This window comes from Curtobacterium sp. MCLR17_036, assembly GCF_003234445.2.
Classification (GTDB): Bacteria; Actinomycetota; Actinomycetes; order Actinomycetales; family Microbacteriaceae; genus Curtobacterium.
The window spans coordinates 735694-754622 of sequence record NZ_CP126269.1; the positions used below are offsets into that span (position 1 = coordinate 735694).

14 protein-coding genes are annotated in these 18929 nt (G+C 73.0%); 13 read left to right on the top strand and 1 reads right to left on the bottom strand.

Going from position 1 to position 18929, the window contains the following annotated elements; genetic code table 11:
- The first annotated feature begins 95 nt into the window (after positions 1–95).
- The 13 genes from DEI99_RS03530 (at position 96) to DEI99_RS03590 (ending at position 15879) form a co-directional block, all read left to right on the top strand.
- The gene (locus DEI99_RS03530) at positions 96–1409 is read left to right on the top strand and encodes a homoserine dehydrogenase (protein ID WP_071296959.1); all 1314 of its coding nucleotides are present in this window, start codon (positions 96–98) and stop codon (positions 1407–1409) included.
- Complete coding sequence (locus DEI99_RS03535) at positions 1406–2698, top strand: MFS transporter (protein WP_071253698.1); 1293 nt, start codon at positions 1406–1408, stop codon at positions 2696–2698. The genes DEI99_RS03530 and DEI99_RS03535 overlap by 4 nt, the downstream gene beginning before the upstream one ends.
- On the top strand, positions 2691–3626 hold the full coding sequence (locus DEI99_RS03540) for an amidohydrolase family protein (protein WP_111041242.1): 936 nt from the start codon (positions 2691–2693) through the stop codon (positions 3624–3626). Before DEI99_RS03535 ends, DEI99_RS03540 begins: the two co-directional genes overlap by 8 nt.
- Entirely contained in the window at positions 3623–4567 is a 945-nt protein-coding gene (locus tag DEI99_RS03545; protein ID WP_071253699.1) for an amidohydrolase family protein, read from the top strand. The genes DEI99_RS03540 and DEI99_RS03545 overlap by 4 nt, the downstream gene beginning before the upstream one ends.
- Before the next feature lie 24 nt (positions 4568–4591).
- The gene (locus tag DEI99_RS03550; RefSeq protein ID WP_111041230.1) at positions 4592–5899 is read left to right on the top strand and encodes an MFS transporter; all 1308 of its coding nucleotides are present in this window, start codon (positions 4592–4594) and stop codon (positions 5897–5899) included.
- 80 nt (positions 5900–5979) lie between these two features.
- Positions 5980–7098, top strand: a complete 1119-nt coding sequence (locus DEI99_RS03555; protein ID WP_111041231.1) for an Lrp/AsnC family transcriptional regulator — start codon at positions 5980–5982, stop codon at positions 7096–7098.
- Positions 7095–8042 (top strand): polysaccharide deacetylase family protein, encoded by a 948-nt coding sequence (locus tag DEI99_RS03560; RefSeq protein ID WP_111041232.1) that lies wholly within the window; start codon positions 7095–7097, stop codon positions 8040–8042. Before DEI99_RS03555 ends, DEI99_RS03560 begins: the two co-directional genes overlap by 4 nt.
- 99 nt (positions 8043–8141) lie before the next feature.
- Positions 8142–9485 (top strand): MFS transporter, encoded by a 1344-nt coding sequence (locus DEI99_RS03565; RefSeq protein WP_111041233.1) that lies wholly within the window; start codon positions 8142–8144, stop codon positions 9483–9485.
- The gene (locus DEI99_RS03570) at positions 9482–10312 is read left to right on the top strand and encodes an SDR family NAD(P)-dependent oxidoreductase (RefSeq protein WP_111041234.1); all 831 of its coding nucleotides are present in this window, start codon (positions 9482–9484) and stop codon (positions 10310–10312) included. The genes DEI99_RS03565 and DEI99_RS03570 overlap by 4 nt, the downstream gene beginning before the upstream one ends.
- A complete protein-coding gene (locus DEI99_RS03575) occupies positions 10309–11337 on the top strand; it encodes a ketopantoate reductase family protein (RefSeq protein ID WP_111041235.1) in 1029 nt (342 codons plus the stop codon). Before DEI99_RS03570 ends, DEI99_RS03575 begins: the two co-directional genes overlap by 4 nt.
- Entirely contained in the window at positions 11334–12578 is a 1245-nt protein-coding gene (locus DEI99_RS03580) for a M20/M25/M40 family metallo-hydrolase (protein ID WP_220037124.1), read from the top strand. The genes DEI99_RS03575 and DEI99_RS03580 overlap by 4 nt, the downstream gene beginning before the upstream one ends.
- 124 nt (positions 12579–12702) lie before the next feature.
- Entirely contained in the window at positions 12703–13584 is an 882-nt protein-coding gene (locus tag DEI99_RS03585; protein ID WP_111041236.1) for a serine hydrolase domain-containing protein, read from the top strand.
- A 345-nt stretch (positions 13585–13929) separates the two neighbouring features.
- On the top strand, positions 13930–15879 hold the full coding sequence (locus DEI99_RS03590) for a potassium transporter Kup (protein ID WP_111041244.1): 1950 nt from the start codon (positions 13930–13932) through the stop codon (positions 15877–15879).
- Between the two features lie 46 nt (positions 15880–15925).
- Here DEI99_RS03590 and DEI99_RS03595 read toward each other — a convergent pair whose 3' ends face one another.
- Positions 15926–18349, bottom strand: coding sequence for an excinuclease ABC subunit UvrA (locus DEI99_RS03595; protein WP_111041237.1), 2424 nt, complete (start codon positions 18347–18349; stop codon positions 15926–15928).
- Between the last annotated feature and the right edge of the window lie 580 nt (positions 18350–18929).

Below are 18929 nucleotides of genomic sequence, written 5' to 3' on the forward strand. Positions count from 1 at the left end.
AAGTTGAACAACTGTGACAGGCGGTGTTACGGTGACGGACGACCGGCGGGCATCCCCTTCGCCCGGCGGTCGCATCGACGACGAGACGAGGACCGATGACGATCCAGCAGCCGACCGGCGCGCAGACCCGTGTGGCACTGACCGGAGCACGCGGCGGGTACGGGCGCACGCTCCTGGCACAGCTCCGGAACGTCGCGGACATGACGCCCACTGTGCTCGTCGACCCGGACGTCGACGGCGTCCGCGCGATGCTCGACGACCTCGCCGTCACCGACGTCGCCGTCGTGCCGGACCTGGTCGACGTCGACTGGAGCGCCGTCGACGTGCTCGTCGAGGCCACCGGACGCGTCGCCGCGGGCGTCGCGTACGCCGAGGCGGCGATCGCGCACGGCGTGCACGTGGTGATGGTGAGCAAGGAGGTCGAGACGGTCGCCGGTGTCGCGCTCGCCGCGACCGCCGCTGCCGCCGGCGTCCGGTACCTGCCCGGGGACGGCGACCAGCCCGCGAACCTGGTCCGCCTGGTCGCCTGGGTCGAGCGGGTCGGTCTCGAGGTCGTCGCGCTCGGCAAGTCCGGCGAGTACGACCTGGTCTTCGACCCCGCCGCGGGTACGGTGACCCAGGTCGACGAGCGCATCGACGCGCCCGGCATGGCCGAGCTCCTCGCGCTCGGCGACGACCTGCACGCGACCCTCGACGCCCGGGCACGGCTCGTCGCGCCGCTCAAGCGCCGGGCCGCGGCGGACCACTGCGAGATGACGGTCGTCGCGCAGTACACCGGGTACACCGCCGACCGCGAGGACCTGCACTACCCGGTCGTCCGCACGGCCGAGCTCGCCGACGTGTACGCCGCCCGCGCCGACGGCGGGATCACGGGCCGTCCCGGCAGCCTCGACGTCTTCTCGATGCTCCGTCTGCCGGACGAGGCCAGCTTCGGCGGCGGCGTGTTCGTCGTGGTGCGCACGGGCGACCCCGAGACGTGGACGCTGCTGGCCGGCAAGGGGCACGTCGTCAGCCGCGACGGCCGCTACGCCTGCGTGTTCTGGCCGTACCACCTGATGGGCGTGGAGACCCCGCTCACCATCGCGGCCGCGGTCGAGGACACCGCCACGACCCCGGTGCCGAGCCAGTCGTCGGTGCTCGCCGGCCGGACCGCCGCGCCCGTCGCCGCGGGGACGGTGTTCCGGGTCGCCGGGCACCACCACGAGGTGTCCGGCATCGACCCCGTGCTGCTGTCCGCCGCCGAGGCGGCCGAGGGCACGGCCCCGTTCTACCTGCTCGGCGGCGCGCGCCTGGTGCGCGACCTGCCCGCCGGGCACCTGCTGACCTTCGACGACCTCGAGGACGTCGACCCGACCGGCCGCCGCCTGTTCGACCAGGCCCGCGCCGCGTACCAGGGGACCGTCCGATGAGCGCCACCACGCGGCTCGAGCGCGACGGCGGCACCGCCACCGCACGGCCGACCCGCATCCGCTGGGCGATCGTGGTCCTGCTCTTCGTCTTCTACACGATCAACAGCGTCGACCGCAGCGCCCTCAGCGTGGCGCTGCCCTTCATCAGCGAGGACTTCCACGTCTCCGGCACGGTGCAGGGCATCATCCTCAGCTCGTTCTTCTGGTCGTACTGCCTGCTCCAGATCCCCGGTGGCCTGACGGTCGACCGGTTCGGCCCGCGCACCGTCATCGGGATCGCCTCGGTCGTCTGGGGATCGTTCATGGCGGTCGCCGGCTTCGCGGCCAACGCCGTCATGCTCGTGCTCTCGCGCATCGGTCTCGGCGCGTTCGAGGCGCCGTTCATGCCGGCCGCGTCGACCCTGGTGTCGAAGTGGATGCCGCCGCGGAAGCGGGCGAGCGGGGTCACCCTGATCGACAGCGGCGCTCCGCTCGGCGCCGCGGTCGGCGGGCTCCTCGTCGCCTGGCTGATCGGGGCCACCGGGTCGTGGCGCGTCTCCTTCGTCATCATCGGTGTGGCCACCGTGCTGTTCGGGATCGGTGCGTGGGCCTACCTGCGCAACCGGCCGGCCGAGCACCGCTCCGTGAACGCGGCCGAGATCGCCCTCATCGAGCAGGCCGAGGACGAGCAGCAGGACCGCCCCGGCGTGAGCCGCGCCAACGTCGTCGCGATGGTCATCGGTCGTCTCGCGTGGGCGATGGTGTTCTGGGGCCTGGTCACGTGGGGGCCGAGCTACCTGTCCGCGGCCCGTGGCCTCGACCTGTCGGCGCTCGGCTTCGCGACCTTCCTCATCTTCCTCTGCGGCGCGGTCGGCGAGATCCTCAGCGGGTTCCTGGCCGACCGGCTGCAGCGCCGGTTCAGCCGGAACGTCGCGTTCAAGCTGCTCTTCGGCGGGTCCGGCGCCCTGAGCCTCGCCGCACTGGTCGCCCTGCCGTTCGTCAGCGACGCCGGCATCGCCATCGCACTGCTCTGCGTCGGGGTGTTCTGCAACCTGTTCGGCGGCCTCTACTGGACCATCCCCTCGATGCTCGCCAAGCCGAGCAACGTCGGCGTCGTCGGCGGCGTGATGAACTTCGCCGGCACCGCCGCGGGCATCATCGTGCCGATCGCCGCCGGCGTGCTGCTCGACCTGACCGGCGGCTACACCGCGGTGCTCGTGTTCCTCGCGGTCGCGGCGGCCGTCTACCTGGTCGGCTCGCTCTCCATCAACTTCGCCGGGAACGCCCGGACGGGTGCGGCCCGTGCCTGACCCCGGGTACCGCGGTCCGGTCATCGACGCGCACCACCACCTGTGGGACCTGTCCGACGACCGGTACCCGTGGCTCCGGCCCGACGTGCTCGTGCCGCACCGGTACGGCGACTACACGGCGGTGAAGCACGACTACCGCCCCGAGGACCTGCTGCGCGACGCGGCTGGTCAGCACCTCGTCGCCACCGTCACGATGGAGGCCGAGTGGGACCCGGAGGACCCGGTGGGCGAGACCCGGTTCCTCGAGCGGACGGCGTCCGCGTCCGGGGTCCCCGGCGCGATGGCCGCGCAGGCGCGGCTCGACGCCGAGGACGTCGCCGAGGTGCTCGCCGAGCAGGCGTCGCACCCGTCGGTCCGGAGCATCCGGCACAAGCCGGGAGGCCCGGCCCGCCTCGAGCAGGTCGGCTCCGGTCGCACCCGCATGAGCGACCCCCGCTGGCGTGCGGGCTACGCGCTGCTCGCGACCCACGGACTGCACTTCGAACTCCAGACGCCGTGGTGGAACCTGCACGAGGCCGCCGAGCTCGCCGCGGACCACCCGGAGACGCTCGTCGTCGTGAACCACGCCGGGGTCCTGCTCGACCACCGATCGGAGACCGTCGCGGGGTGGCGTGACGCCGTGACCACCGTCGCGCAGCTGCCGAACGTCGTGGTGAAGGCCTCCGGCCTGTGCACCGAGGACGACGGCTGGGACCCGGTGGCCAACCGCGAGGTCGTCCGCACCCTCGTCAGCACCTTCGGCGCCGACCGCGTGATGTTCGGCAGCAACTTCCCGGTCGACGGCATGTTCACCACCTACGCGGCGATGCTCGACGGTCTCCGGTCGATCCTCGCCGACCTGCCCGACGCCGACCAGCGCGCGGTGTTCCACGACACGGCTGACCGCGTCTACCGGCCCGCCCGCATCCCCGAGGAGCGACGACCATGACCACCCCGAGCGAGCACCGCCCGCGGATCCTCGACGCGCACCACCACTTCTGGGACCTGGACGGCGACGGCCACTGGCCGTGGATCCAGACCGACGTCGACCCCGACTTCTTCCTCGGCGACTACGCCGCGATGCGCCACACGTTCATGCCCGACGAGTACCGACGGGCCACCGCCGGGTGGGACGTCGTCGGCACGGTGCACTGCGAGGCCGAGCGGTCCCGCACGGAACAGGTCGAGGAGTCCGCGTGGCTCACCGCCCTGCACGCCGCCGACCCGCGGTTCCCGATGGCGGCGGTCGGACACGTCTACTTCACCCAGCCCGACCTCGACGAGGTGCTCGCCGGGCACGCGGCGCACCCGCTCGTCCGCGGCATCCGGTCGAAGCCGGTCACCTCGGTCGGGCCGGGTGCCTCGGTCCGCGGTCTGCCCGGTTCCATGCAGGACCCGGTGTGGCTCGCGGGGCTGCACCGCCTCGCCGAGCACGACTTCAGCTGGGACCTCCGGGTGCCGTACCACCACCTCGCCGAGGCCGCCGACGTCGTCCGGGACATCCCGGGGACCACCGTCGTCGTGAACCACTGCGGTCTGCCGCTCGACCGCAGCGACGACGGGATGCGGATCTGGCGCGACGGCCTGGAGGCGCTCGCCGCCCTGCCGAACACCGTCGTCAAGGTGTCCGAGCTCGGCCTGCCGGGGAACCGGTGGGACCGCGCCTCGAACGAGGTGGTCGTGCGCGAGACCCTCGCCGTCTTCGGCCACGACCGCTCGATGTTCGCCTCGAACCTGCCCGTCGCGACCCTCACCGCGCCCGACTTCGACGAGGTCGTCGACACCGTCCTGTCCGGCGCCGCCGGCGCCACCCCCGACCAGCTCGACGCGCTCTTCCACGGCACCGCCGCGCGCGTCTACCGCATCCCGCTCACCGACACCGTCGGCTGACCAGCACCCGAACGAAGGAACCCGATGACCACCGTCAACGACGACGCCCTCTTCCGGAAGGTCTCGACCCGCGTGCTCCCGCTCGCGATGATCGGGTTCTTCCTGTCCTACCTGGACCGCGTGAACATCGGTTTCGCGCAGGAACAGCTCAGCACCGACCTCGGGTTCTCGTACGCCGTGTACGGGCTCGGCGCCGGGCTCTTCTTCGTCGGGTACTTCCTGTTCGAGATCCCGTCGAACCTGATCCTCGCCAAGGTCGGGGCCCGGAAGTGGATCGCCCGCATCATGATCACCTGGGGCCTCATCTCCGGGTGCATGTTCCTCGTGGACTCGGAGACGACGTTCTACGTCCTCCGGTTCCTGCTCGGCGTCGCCGAGGCCGGGTTCATCCCCGGCGTGCTCTTCTACATGGCGCAGTGGTTCCCGGCGAGCCGCCGCGGGCGTGCGTGGGGCATCTTCTACATCGCGCTGGCGGCTTCCGGCGTGGTCGGCGGTCCGGTCTCCGGGATCATCCTCGACGGCATGCGCGGCGTCGCCGGGCTCGACGGCTGGCAGTGGCTGTTCATCATCGAGGCGCTGCCGACGGTCGTCCTCGGCTTCGTGGTGCTCCGGTTCCTGCAGGAGGACCACCGCACGGTCCGCTGGCTCACCGAGCCCGAGCGCGCACGGCTCGGCCACCTGCTCGAGGCGGAGGCCCCGCCCGCCGGGCACACCGGCCTGGCGACGGTGTTCCGCAGCCCGATCATCTGGATGCTCACCGGCATCTACTTCTCGTACAACTTCGCGCTCTACGGCATCAGCTTCTGGCTGCCGAACCTGATCCGCGACCTCGGAATCGAGGGCGACGTCACCGTCGGGCTGGTGTCCGCGCTGCCGAGCCTCGCGGCGATCGTGGCGATGGTCCTGTTCGGCCGCAGCTCGGACCGGCACGGCGAGCGGAAGAAGCACATCGCCGCGGCCTTCGCCCTCAGCGCGATCGGTTTCGTCACCTGCATCCTCGCCGGCGACAACACGGTGCTCGGGATCATCGGGCTCATGCTCGCCAACGCCGGTGCGCTGTCGATCCCGGCGGTGTTCTGGAGCTTCCAGACGTCGATGCTCACCGGGACGGCCCTGGCAGGCGGCATCGCGCTCATCAACTCGACGGGCAACCTCGCCGGTTTCGCGGCGCCGTACGCGATCGGCGCGGTGAAGGACGCCACCCAGACGGCGACCATCGCGCTCTGGATCACGGCCGGTTTCATGGTGCTCGGCGGGATCCTCGTGCTGACGGTCCGGACCCGCAAGCAGCCGGCGACCGAGCCCGACCGGGTCGAGACGCCCACCGTGTGAATGAAAACAACGTGTTACGGCTCGACGGTGACGAATAGCAACGGTTGACCGCCTCCGAGTGATCGAATACGTTGGCTCGCATGTCGATCACGGACGAGGCGCCCCGCCGGGCGGACGACGTCGACCGCGCTGTCCTCCGCGCACTGGCCCACGACGGCCGGGCGTCGTGGGCCGCGATCGGCGAAGCCGCCGGCTGCTCGACGTCGACGGCGCAGCGCCGGGTCACCCGGCTGGTCGAGGACGGCTCGGTGCGCGTCATCGCCGCGTCGGACGTCCTCGCCGCCGGGTTCGGCACCGCCACCAAGGTGCGGGTGCGCTCCGGCGCCGCGCGGGCCGACGCCCTCGCCGACGCCCTGGCGCTCCGCCCCGAGGTCCGGTTCGCCGCCACCCTGACGGGCTCGGCGGACTGCACCGCCGAGGTCGTCCTGCCCCGGGTCGCCGACCTGACCGCCTTCCTCAGCACCATCGAGGTGGACGGCCGCCCGGTCGAGACCGAGGCGCTGCCGATCGTCCGCACCTTCACCGCCCCGTTCACGGTGTTCCCCGGCGACGCCCTCGCCGGCCCGACGCCCCGGTCGGCGACCGCGAACGCCCCGGCCCCCGACCCGTCCTCGGGGCAGGGCGTCGCGCCGCTGCACGCCGAGGCGACCCCGGAGGAACAGGCGGTGTTCGCCGCACTCGTCGACGACGGCCGCAAGCCCCTGACCGACCTGGCCCGCGAGGTCGGCCGCTCCGAGGCGGCCACCCGCCGCACCCTCGAGGACCTGGTGCAGAGCGGCCGGATGCGCATCGGGCCGCTCGTCGCCCCGGCGCTGCTCGGCCGCACCACCGAGCTCGAGGTCTGGATCTCCATCGCCCCCGACCAGCTCTCCGCGGCGGCGGCCCAGCTCGCGGCCCACCCGTCGGTGCACTACGCCGCGGCCTCGCTCGGCCGCTACAACCTGATCGGCCAGGTCTTCCTGCCCGACTTCGCCTCGGTGTACGTGTTCACGACCGACGTCCTGGGCGCCCTGCCCGGTGTGCGCGAGGTCGACGTCACCGTGCAGCTCCGCACCGTCAAGCGGATGTGGAGCCGCATCGTCGACGGCCGGTTCGTGCCGCCGACCGAGCGGGGGCCCGGCGACCGCCCGGCCCTCCGCGTGCCCGCCCCTGACCGCACCGCCGGACCCCTGTCCACCACCGACGGAAGGACCCCGTGAACGACGCACCCCAGCAGCAGCCCTGGCAGTGGGACGAACCGACCTGGCGCGGCCACGTCGAGGCGGTCCGCGCCGGCCGCACCCTGCTCCCGCCGGCCGGCCCCGAGCGCTGGCCGGGCGGCGCCGCCGTCGCCGTGGCGATCTCGTTCGACTCCGACCACGAGACGCCTGCGCTCCGCGACGGCGAGACCTCGCCCGGTCGGATGGCGATGGGGGAGTACGGCGCCCGGGCCGCGGTGCCGCGCATCCTCCGACTGCTCGACCGGTACGAGGCACCGTCGTCGTTCTACGTGCCGGCGGTGTGCGCGCTCCTGCGCCCCGACGAGGCCCCGACCTACGTCGAGCACGGCCACGAGGTCGCCGTACACGGCTGGATCCACGAGCGCAACACGCAACTCGGCCACGACGACGAGCTCGACCTGCTCAGCCGCGCCGTCGACGTGCTCACCAGCCAGACCGGCACCCGACCGACCGGCATCCGCACCCCGTCGTGGGACTTCAGCGACTCCACGCTCGACGTCGCCCGCGAGCTCGGGTTCCGCTACGACTCGTCGCTCATGGCCGACGACGACCCCTACGAGATCCTGCACCACGGCGAGCCGACCGGCATCGTCGAGATCCCGGTGGACTGGATCCGCGACGACGCGCCCTACCTGATGATGGAGCGCTTCCAGGGGCTGCGGCCGTACACGCCGCCGCACGAGGTCGGCCGGATCTGGCGCGACGAGTTCGACGTGGCGCGCGCCGAGGGCGGCGTCTTCCAGCTCACCGTGCACCCGCACTTCATCGGGCACCGGTCGCGCCTGGTCGTCCTCGAGGCCCTCCTGGCCCACATTCGCTCGTTCGACGACGTCTGGTTCACCACCCACGCCGGGCTCGCCGAGCACGTCGCGACCGCGAGCGGTCTCGACCGGCTCGCGTCCGCCCCGGACGCGACCCCCTGACGGACGGGAGGCCCGGTGCCGACCCGCCCCGTGCCTCCCGTCCGCTGCTCCACCCGTTCCGCCCCGTCCCCATCCCTCCGCACGGAAGTCGACGCAACGATGACAGCAGGAACCACCGGTCCGGTGACCGGCGCCCCCGGCACCACCCCGACCACCGTCCACGAGACCCGGCTGACCGCCCGCGGTCGCAAGGCGATCATCGCCGGCGGCATCGGCAACGTCGTCGAGTGGATCGACTGGGCCGTCTACACGACGTTCTCGTCGGTGTTCGGCCACCACTTCTTCCCACCGGGCAACGACACCGCGGCGCTGCTCGCGACGCTCGCCGTCTTCGCGGTGGGGTTCATCATGCGGCCCATCGGGGCCGCGGTGCTCGGCGTCTACGCCGACCGGCACGGCCGCAAGAAGGGCCTGATGCTCACGATCGGCCTGATGGCGGTGGCGTCGCTCGTCATCGGCATCACGCCGGACTACGCGACCATCGGCATCGCCGCGCCGATCATCCTGCTCCTCGCCCGCCTGGCGCAGGGCTTCTCGGCCGGTGGCGAGTTCGGGTCGTCCTCGGCGTTCCTCGTCGAGTCGGCCGCCCCGAAGCGCCGCGCCTTCGCCGGCTCGTGGCAGCAGGTGTCCGTCGGCGCCGGCGTGCTCATCGCGTCCGGCATCGGGGCGATCATCACCTCGACGCTCTCCGACGAGGCGCTCGACGCCTGGGGCTGGCGCCTCGCCTTCGTGTTCTGCGCGCTCATCGGGCTCGTCGGCATCTGGCTCCGCACCTCGGTCGAGGAGACCGAGTCCTTCACCGCCCAGCGCGACCGCGACGCCGAGGCGGCCGGGCCGAAGCGGAACGCCCTCGTCGCGATGTTCCGGGACCACCCGGGTGCGACCGCCCGCGTCTTCGGCATCACCATCGCCGGCACGCTGCTCTACTACATGTGGGTCTCGTACATGCCCACCTACGCCCACGTCACCACCGGCATCCCGCTCAACCAGGCGCTCATCGCCAACGTCGTCGCGATGGTGGTCTTCCTGGTCCTGCTGCCGTTCGCCGGCATCCTGTCCGACAAGATCGGCCGCAAGCCGACGATGGCCGCCTTCGCCGGGGGCTTCCTGCTCCTCGCCTGGCCCGCCTTCACCTTCCTGTCCGGCAGCTTCTGGTCGCTGCTGCTCATCCAGGTCCTCGGCATCCTGCTCCTGCTCGGCTACTCGGCGAACTGTGCGGCGATCATGGCGGAGCAGTTCCCGCCCGAGGTCCGCGCCACCGGCATCGGCCTGCCGTACGCGCTCGCCGTGGCGATCTTCGGCGGCACCGCGCCGTACATCACGACCTGGCTGAGCGGGGCCGGGCTCGGGCACCTCGTCTGGGTCTACTGCGCGATCGCCGCGGCCATCGGCTTGGTCGTCTACCTGACCATGCCGGAGACGAAGGGCAAGGTGCTCCGGTGAGCCGACACGTCCTGGTGACCGGTGCGGCGAGCGGGATCGGCCTGTCGGTGGCGCAGCACGCCGCTGCGGCCGGCGACGACGTCACGCTCGTCGACCACCGCCCGGAGGCACTCGACGCGGCCGCCGACACGGTGCGGGCGGTCGCCGGCTCCGGCGCGGCCGACGGCGGGCGCGTGGCCGTGCTCGTGGCGGACCTGCGCGACCCGGAGGCACCGGCGTCGGTCGTGTCGACGGCGTGGGACACCGCACCGGTCGACGTCCTGGTGAACGCCGCCGGCGTCTACCCGGCGACCCCGTTCCTCGAGCTCGACGCCGCCACCTGGGACGGCGTGCAGGACGTCAACGTCCGCGCGCCGCTCCTGGCCACCGTGACGCTGGGCCGGCTCGCCACCGCCGCGGGACGGACCCCCTCGGTCGTGAACATCACGTCGGGAGCGGCCCTCCGCGCCCGACCCGGAGCAGCGCCGTACAGCACGTCGAAGGCCGCCCTCGAGATGGTGACCCGCGCCAGCGCGCTCGAGCTCGGCGCCGCCGGCATCCGCGTGAACGCCGTCGCGCCCGGGTTCGTCGTGGTGGACAGCACGGTGAACCCCGTGAGCGACGAGTACGCCGCCGCCGTGTCGCCGAACCCGCTCGGCCGCCCCGGCGCACCGGCCGACATCGCGAAGGCCGTCCTCTGGCTCGCCGACCCGGAGCAGTCCGGCTGGGTGACCGGCACGGTCCTGCGCGTCGACGGCGGCTCGTCCACCGGCGCGCACACGCTGCCGCTCAGCACCACCACGTCGACGCCCGGTACCGACAGTACACGACAGGGAGTCCCCGCATGACCGACCGCACCCCGTACACGATCGTCGGCGCCGGAGCCATCGGCGGCACCCTCGCCGTCCACCTCGTCGCCGCCGGCGTCCCCGTCCAGCTCGTCGACGCCGACCCCGAGCACGTCGCCGCCGTCCGGGCCGACGGCCTGCGCCTGCGCACCGCGGCGGGCGAGCAGACCGCCCGCATCCCGATCTGGCACGTCGACGATCCGGACGCCCCCGCGACGCTCGGGCCGGTGCTGCTCGCCGTCAAGGCCCTGGCCACCGACGCCGCCGCCGCGTGGATCGCACCCCGACTCGCCGCCGACGGCTGGGTCGCATCGCTGCAGAACGGCCTGAACGAGGCCACCATCGCCGCGCACGTCGGCGCGGACCGCACCGTCACCGCGTTCGTCGACCTGTTCGCCGACGTCGTCGCCCCCGGTGTGGTGCAGGACGGCGGCCTCGGCGCGATGGCCCTCGGCGAGTACGCCGGCGGCACGAGCGACCGCACCCGGCAGCTCGCCGAGGACCTGCGGCAGTGGGGCGACCCCGTCGTCACCGACAACGTCGCCGGCTTCCTGTGGTCGAAGCTGGCCTTCGGCGCCATGCTCACCGCCACCGCCCTCGCCGACGAGGACATGAGCGTGCTCATCGACCGCAACCGCACCGTGATGACGGCGCTCGCGCGCGAGGTCCTGGCCGTCACCGAGGCGCAGGGCATCGTCGCCGAGCCGTTCGACGCGTTCGAACCGAGCGCCTTCGCCCCGGGGGCACCGCCCGCCGCGACGACCGCGGCGCTCGACGGCCTGGTGGCCTGGCTCGCCACGCAGTCGAAGACCCGGTCCGGCATCTGGCGGGACATCGCCGTCCGGCACCGGAAGACCGAGGTGCCGCTGCACTACGCGCCCGTGGTCGCCCGCGGCGACGAGCTCGGCGTGCCGACGCCGGGCATCCGCGCGCTCGTCGACGAGATCGTCGCCGTGCAGGACGGCGCCCCGATGGACGAGTCGCGGATCCGCGGGCTCGTCGCGGCCGTGGGAGCGGGCCGGTGACCGCCCACGACGGCGCGACCGCCCACGACGGCGCGACCGCCTCCGACGGCGCGACCGCGCGCGACGACGCCACCGCTGCGACCGGCACCGACGCCGAGCTGCTCGACGCCGTGCGGGCCCGACGGTCCCGGATGGTCGACGACCTCGTGGCGTACATCGAGACCGAGACCCCCTCGGACGACACCGGGCTGCTGCGCGCCGGCCTCGAGCACGTCGAGCGGTTCCTCGCGGCCACGGTCGGCCCGTTCGCCGCCCGCACCCTGCACGAACCGGACGGGTACGGCCCCGTCGTCGTCGGCGACCTCGTCGCACCCGTGCCCACCGACGCCTGGGTCGTGGTGCTCTGCCACTACGACACCGTGTGGGCCGCCGGCACCCTCGCCGAGTGGCCCGTCCGCACCGACGGCTCGCGGCTCACCGGACCCGGCGCCTACGACATGAAGGCCGGCCTGGTGCAGTTCGCCCACGCCGTCGCCGTGCTCGACGACGCCGGAGCCGCCCGCCCCAACGTGCGCCTCGTGCTGAACGGCGACGAGGAGATCGGCAGCGGCGGCTCACGACCCGTCATCGAGGACACCGTGCGCCGCACCCCGGGCCCGGTCCTGGTCTTCGAGGCCTCGGCCGGGGCGGACGGCGCGCTGAAGACCGCACGGAAGGGCGTCGGCCTGTTCGACGTGCACGTCCGGGGCGTCGAGGTGCACGCCGGGCTCCACCCCACCGGCGGTGCGAGCGCGATCGACGAGGTCGCCCGCGTCGTCCTCGCCCTGCACGGCGCCGCCGACCTCGAGGCCGGGACGTCGCTCAACGTCGGGGTGCTCAGCGGCGGCACGCGCCCGAACGTCCGGGCCGGGGCGGCGACCGCGGCGCTCGACGTCCGGGTGTCCTCGGAACCGGAGTCCCGGCGCATCGACGGGGTCCTCGCCGGCCTGACGCCGCACGACCCCGCCGCGTCGATCGAGGTCACCGGCGACTGGAACCGACCCGTGATGGAGCGCACCGACCGCAACGTGCGGCTCTTCCGGGTCGCCGAGACCGCCGCGACGGCCCTCGGGCTGACGGTCACCGAGACGAGCGTCGGCGGTGCCAGCGACGGGAACTTCGCCGCGGCGCTCGGTGCCGCGGTCCTCGACGGACTCGGCGCGGTCGGCGACGGCGCACACGCCCGCCACGAGTTCGTGGACCTCGACCGGATGGTCGAGCGGACCGCCCTGGCGGCGGGGGTGCTGCGACGACTGGCGTAGCACCGACGGGCGTCCGCTGTGGCGTGAGATCGCACTCGGGCCCGGTTCGTCCTCCGGGTTCCGGGCCGGAGTGCGACCTCGGCGCGACCGACGTCCTGGACCGCCGAGTACGAGAGGATGCACTGTGACCCGTGCGACCAGCCTCCTCGACGCCATCGTCCGGCACGTCGACGCGACCGGCTTCGTCGCCCACGGCGTGCACGTCCGTGCCGGTGACGACACCGCCGCGCACCACTGGACCCCCGACGTCCGCCGCGAGGTCCACTCCGTCGCGAAGGGCGTCTGCGTCCTGGCCACGGGCATCGCCGCCGACGACGGCCTGGTCGACGTCGACGAACCGGTCGCCGCGTCGCTGCCGGGCCTGGTCCGTGGCGACGGCGTCGACGGGGTCACCCTCCGTCACCTGCTCACCATGACGAGCGGCATCGACATGCCCTGGTCGCCGACGGAGCTGACGGACTGGCCGGACCTGGCCGCCGAGTTCCTCGCCCGGCCGTCCCGCGGTCGGGTCTTCCAGTACGCCAACGTCAGCACGTACACCGCGATGCGCGTGCTCGAGACGAAGGTCGGCGACGTCGGGGCCTTCGTCTCGCGGCGACTGTTCGACCCGCTCGGCATCGACGACGTGCACTGGGCGCGGTGCCCGAACGGGTTCGTCGCCGCGGGGGAGGGCCTGGCCCTGCGCACCGGGGAACTCGCCCGCATCGGGCGGCTCCTGCGCGACCGCGGGGTGTCCGACGGACGACGGATCGTCGGCGCGCGGTGGTGCGATGCGATGCACACCGAGTGGGTGCACCGGCAGGGTGCGGGCCCCGGCTACGAGCGCTACGCGATGGCCGGGTGGGGCGGTCCGGGGCGGCTCTGGCGCCTGCACGGTGCGTACGGCCAGATGCTGCTCCTCGACGAGGTCGGCGACACCGTCGTCACGGTCACCGCCGACGACCACCCCGGCGCGGACGCGCTCGCCGCGTTCGTCGCCGCCGAGCTGGCGGGCACGGCGGGCTGACCCGTCGGCCTCCCGTCCGGCGGGCTGCCGCGACCACCGTCGGACGGGAGGCGCGGGTCGCCCCCGCCTCGGGGCTCACGTCCGGCGGGCTGCCGCGACCGCGGTCGGACGGGGGCGCGGGCCCCCCCCCCCCCCCCGCCACGGGCCTCCCGTCCGGTTGGGCTGCCGCGACCACCGTCGGACGGGAGGCGCGGGTCGGCCCCGCCACGGGCCTCCCGTCCGACCGGTGCGTGCGTCGGGAGCCGCCCTGCGCATGCTTGTGCGCCACCTGCACGCGGTCCCCGCGAACGGTGCCATGATGAGCGACGGCCGTCTCCCGGACGGCCGGAGACGGAAGTGGCGAGCGTGACCGAGACCCGCTCTGGAACACCGACGACCGAGACCACCGAGGACGGTGGGCACGGTCCGCGCAAGGGCGTCGCCGTCCTGGCGCTCGCCGCGCTCGGCGTGGTCTTCGGCGACATCGGCACGAGTCCGCTGTACGCGCTGCGCACGGTGTTCACCATCGACGACGGCCTGGTCCGCGCGAACCAGGAGGACGTCTACGGCGTCATCTCGATGATGTTCTGGAGCGTCACGATCATCGTCTCGATCAAGTACGTGCTGGTGCTCATGCGCGCCGACAACGACGGCGAGGGCGGGGTGATGGCGCTCGCCGCGCTGGCCCGACGGCTCTACGCCAAGCGGCGCGGCGGCGCGACGATCTTCCTGGTGATCGGGATCGTCGGCGTCTCGCTCTTCTACGGCGACTCCGTGATCACGCCCGCCGTGTCGGTGCTGTCCGCGGTCGAGGGGCTCGGCACCGCAGCGCCCTCGGTCGAGCACCTGGTCGTACCGATCGCCGCCGTCATCCTCATCGCGCTGTTCGCGGTCCAGCGGTTCGGCACCGGCAAGGTCGGCAACCTGTTCGGCCCGGTGATGCTGCTCTGGTTCGTGGTCATCGCCGTCGCGGGCGTGCCGCACATCCTGGCGCACCCCGGCGTGCTGCAGGGGTTGTCGCCGACGTGGGCGATCGCCTTCACCTTCGCCCACCCCTACACCACGTTCGTGGCGATGGGCGCGGTCGTCCTGGTGATCACCGGCGCCGAGGCCCTGTACGCCGACATGGGGCACTTCGGCCGCGCGCCGATCCTGCGCGCCTGGTTCTTCGTCGTGTTCCCCGCGCTCGTGCTCAACTACCTCGGGCAGGCGTCGCTCGTGCTGAGCGTCCCGACGGCTGCGAAGGACCCGTTCTTCCTGCTGTTCCCGGATGCGCTGCGGATACCGGTCGTCGTGCTGGCCACGCTCGCGACGGTGATCGCCAGCCAGGCCGTCATCTCCGGGGCGTTCTCGCTCACCCGACAGGCGATCCAGCTCGGCCTGCTGCCGCCGCTCACGATCCGGCAGACCTCACGGCAGGAGAGCGGCCAGATCTACCTGCCGGCGGTGAACCTGCTGCTGTTCATCGGCGTGCTGGCGATCATGCTCGCGTTCCGGTCCTCGGCGAACCTCGCAACCGCCTACGGGGTGTCGGTCACCGGCGCGCTCGTCGTGGACACCCTGCTGCTGCTCCTGGTCGTGCGACCGCTGTGGCGGTGGAAGCCCTGGAAGCTCGTCGTCGCCGCGGTGGCCTTCGGCGGTCTCGAGCTGACGTTCCTGGCCGGCAACCTGTCGAAGATCGTGCACGGCGGCTGGGTCCCGCTCCTCATCGCGCTCGCTGTGGTCACGGTGATGACCACCTGGCGCCGCGGTCGTGCACTCGTGCAAGAGGAACGGAAGGAACGCGAGGGGTCCCTCGCCGACTTCATCGACCGGGTGAACGAGAAGCACATCCCGCGGGTGCCCGGGGTCGCGGTCTTCCCGCACCCGAACAAGGAGACCACCCCGCTGGCCCTCCGCGCGAACGTGGAGCACAACCGGGTGGTGCACCGCACCGTGATCATCGTGTCCGTCCTCACCGCGAACGTGCCGCACGTGCCGCACGCGAAGGCGTTCTTCCGCGACGACCTCGGCTACGCCGACGACGGCATCGACCACATCACCGTGAAGTTCGGGTTCTCCGACGACCAGGACCTGCCGAGGGCCCTGCACGCCGCCTGCCTGGCCGACGTCCTGCAGATCGACCCCGACGAGATGCAGCGCGCGTCGTACTTCATCTCGCGCGGTGCGCTCCGGCCGATGCCGGGCAACCGGGGCATGGTGTCGTGGCGGAAGAAGCTGTTCGTCGGGCTCGCCCACAACGCGGCCGACCCGGCGGCACGGTTCGCCCTGCCCGCCCAACGCACGGTGACGATGGGCAGCGACGTCGAGATCTGACCGCGGGGCCGCGGTCGCTGCCGCTGCCGCTGCCGCGGCCGCGGTGTCAGCGGCCCAGCTGGGCCCGCAGGTACGGAGCGGTCCGGCTGTCGGCGGACCCGGCGACCTCGTCGGGAGTGCCGGCGGCGACCACTCGGCCCCCCGCTTCGCCACCGCCCGGCCCCATGTCGACGACGTGGTCGGCACCCGCCACGACGTCCATCGCGTGCTCGACGACCACCACGGTGTTGCCCGCGTCGGTGAGCCGCGCGAGCTGCGCGGTCAGCAGCTCGACGTCCGCCGGGTGCAGGCCGGTGGTCGGCTCGTCGAGCAGGTAGAGCGTGTGCCCGGTGCGGGCTCGCTGCAGCTCCGTGGCGAGCTTGATGCGCTGCGCCTCGCCGCCGGACAGCTCCGGTGCCGGCTGCCCGAGCCGCAGGTAGCCGAGCCCGACCTCGCGCATCGTCTCGAGTCCCCGCGCCGCGGCGGGCAGCGACGCCAGGAACGGCGCGGCCTCGTCCACGGTCATCCCGAGGACGTCCGCGATCGACGCACCGTTCCACCGCACCTCGAGCGTCTCCGCCGTGTACCGGGAACCGTGGCACTCCGGGCACGGGGCCCAGCTGCCCGGCAGGAAGAGCAGCTCGACGGACACTGACCCCTCGCCCTGGCAGACCTCGCACCGGCCGCCGGCGACGTTGAACGAGAACCGTCCGGCGGTCCAGCCGCGGGCCGTCGCCTCGTCGGTGGCGGCGAACGCCGCCCGGACCGTGTCGAACAGGCCCGTGTACGTCGCGAGGTTCGACCGCGGCGTGCGACCGATCGGCTTCTGGTCCACCTGGACGACGCGGTCGACCAGCGGGTGGTCGGTCGCGACCGCGGGCAGGACCCCGCCGACGAGCGAGGACTTGCCCGAGCCGCTCACCCCGGTGACGGCGGTGAGCACCCCGAGGGGCAGGTCCACGTCGAGGCCGTCCAGGTTGTGCAGCGTCACGTCGCGCAGTTCGAGCGTGTCGATCGGGGTCCGCGCGACCCGTTCGTCGTCGCGGACGCGGGGCTCCAGGTACCGGCGGGTGCGCGAGGCCTCGACGTCGGCGAGCCCGGCCACCGGCCCGCTGTACAGCACGGTGCCGCCGCCGGACCCCGCACCGGGACCGACGTCCACGATCCAGTCGGCCCGACGCACGATGCTCATGTCGTGCTCGACGACGAAGACGCTGTTGCCGCCGGCCCGCAGGTCGTCGAGCACCTCGACGAGGGACTCGGCGTCGGCGGGGTGCAGCCCGGCACTCGGCTCGTCGAGCACGTACACGACCCCGAACAGGCCGGAGCGCAGCTGCGTGGCGATGCGCAGCCGCTGCGTCTCACCCGGGGACAGCGTGGGCGTCGCACGGTCGAGCGCCAGGTACCCGAGCCCCAGCCCGACGAGGACCTCGACCCGTGCCACGAGGTCCCGCGAGATCGCCACGGCGACCTCGGTGTGCTCACCCGACGACGCACGGCTCGTCGCCGCGGCGGCGTCGGTGATGGAAGCGATCGGCCGCAGGACCTCGGTGAGCCCGGTGAACGGCATCGCGTTGAGCTCGGCGATCGAGTGCCCGCCGACGGTGACGGCCAGCGCCGCCCGGGTCAGACCGGTGCCGCCGCAGAGACCGCACGGCCCGGACTCGACGAACTGCAGCACCTTCGTGCGCTGGGTCTCGCTCTGCGAGTCGGCGAGCGTGTGCATCACGAATTGCCGCGCGCTCCAGAACCGCCCCTTGTACGGCTTGGCGACCCGGTCCCGTTTCGGGTGCACCTGCACGACGGGCTGCTCCTCGGTGAAGAGCAGCCAGTCGCGGTCCTCCCGCGGCAGGTCCCGCCACGGTCGGTCGATGTCGTACCCGAGCACGGCGGTGACGTCCCGCAGGTTCTTGCCCTGCCAGGCGCCCGGCCACGCGGTGATCGCGCCGTCGCGGATGCTCAGCGAGGGGTCGTGCACGGCCGAGGCCTCGGTCACCTCGTGCGCGACGCCGAGCCCGTGGCACCGCGGGCAGGCGCCGGCGACCGTGTTCGGCGAGAACGAGTCCGACTCGAGCCGCTCGGCCCCCGTCGGGTACGTCCCCGCACGCGAGAACAGCATGCGCATCGAGTTCGACAGCGTCGTCAGGGTGCCGACGGTGGAACGGGAGCTCGGAGCACCCCGTCGCTGCTGCAGCGCGACCGCCGGCGGCAGCCCCGTGATCGAGTCGACGTGCGGGGTCGACCCCTGCGCGATGAGCCGGCGGGCGTAGGGCGCGACGGACTCCAGGAAGCGACGCTGCGCCTCGGCGAACACTGTCCCGAAGGCGAGCGACGACTTCCCCGACCCCGACACCCCGGTGAACGCGACGATGCGATCGCGAGGGATGTCCACGTCGACGTCCCGCAGGTTGTTCTCGCGGGCTCCGCGGACGCGGATGAAGTCGTCCGGTCCGGGGGCGTCGTGGGGCGCGGTCGAGCGGGGAGTGAGCATCTGCTCGATCGTAGGCGCGGCCGCTGGGCGGTCGCGGTCGCGGGTGCGGTCACTGGTGCGTGGTGCGTGGTGCGTGATGGGGGCAGCGTGGCGTGGCGTGCGGGTGCGCCTGCGCGTGCGCGTTTTCTCTCATCGCACGTGGGATGGGAAGGAGTTTCACGCGTAGGGGGTCGGAACGATCGGCTTCCCATGCGCGGAACGTCTCACCACGCGCGGGATGCCTGGCGGTGTCGCGGGAGGCGGTGCGTCGTGGGGGTGGGACGACGGGCGCGGACTCGGGCGGGGCTCAGGAGGACCGGCGGGCCCACGGTGCTGACGGTCCTGGTTCGCGACGAGCGGGTTTCGGGAACCAGGACCGGCAACCGTTGATGCAGATGTGCCCGCCGCTGCTGCTCGGTCGTGCAGCACGCTGGAGCGGGAACCGTCGTCGGAGCCGGGGTGTGGTGACACGATCTGGTCGTTGACGGTCCTGGTTCGTGGGGGCCGGGTGTCGGGTACCAGGACCGTCACTGCGTGCTGCTGGTCCCGGAGTGCGCAGGGTTCGGGCGGATGTTTCCGTCCCATCGCCCGTGGGATGGGA

Excerpts from the sequence above, each read along its gene's own strand:
- DEI99_RS03565 (WP_111041233.1), top strand. The coding sequence starts at position 8,142 with ATGACAGCAGGAACCACCGGTCCGGTGACCGGCGCCCCCGGCACCACC.
- DEI99_RS03535 (WP_071253698.1), top strand. The coding sequence starts at position 1,406 with ATGAGCGCCACCACGCGGCTCGAGCGCGACGGCGGCACCGCCACCGCA.
- DEI99_RS03575 (WP_111041235.1), top strand. The coding sequence starts at position 10,309 with ATGACCGACCGCACCCCGTACACGATCGTCGGCGCCGGAGCCATCGGC.
- DEI99_RS03550 (WP_111041230.1), top strand. The coding sequence starts at position 4,592 with ATGACCACCGTCAACGACGACGCCCTCTTCCGGAAGGTCTCGACCCGC.
- DEI99_RS03555 (WP_111041231.1), top strand. The coding sequence starts at position 5,980 with ATGTCGATCACGGACGAGGCGCCCCGCCGGGCGGACGACGTCGACCGC.
- DEI99_RS03545 (WP_071253699.1), top strand. The coding sequence starts at position 3,623 with ATGACCACCCCGAGCGAGCACCGCCCGCGGATCCTCGACGCGCACCAC.
- DEI99_RS03595 (WP_111041237.1), bottom strand. The coding sequence starts at position 18,349 with ATGCTCACTCCCCGCTCGACCGCGCCCCACGACGCCCCCGGACCGGAC.
- DEI99_RS03530 (WP_071296959.1), top strand. The coding sequence starts at position 96 with ATGACGATCCAGCAGCCGACCGGCGCGCAGACCCGTGTGGCACTGACC.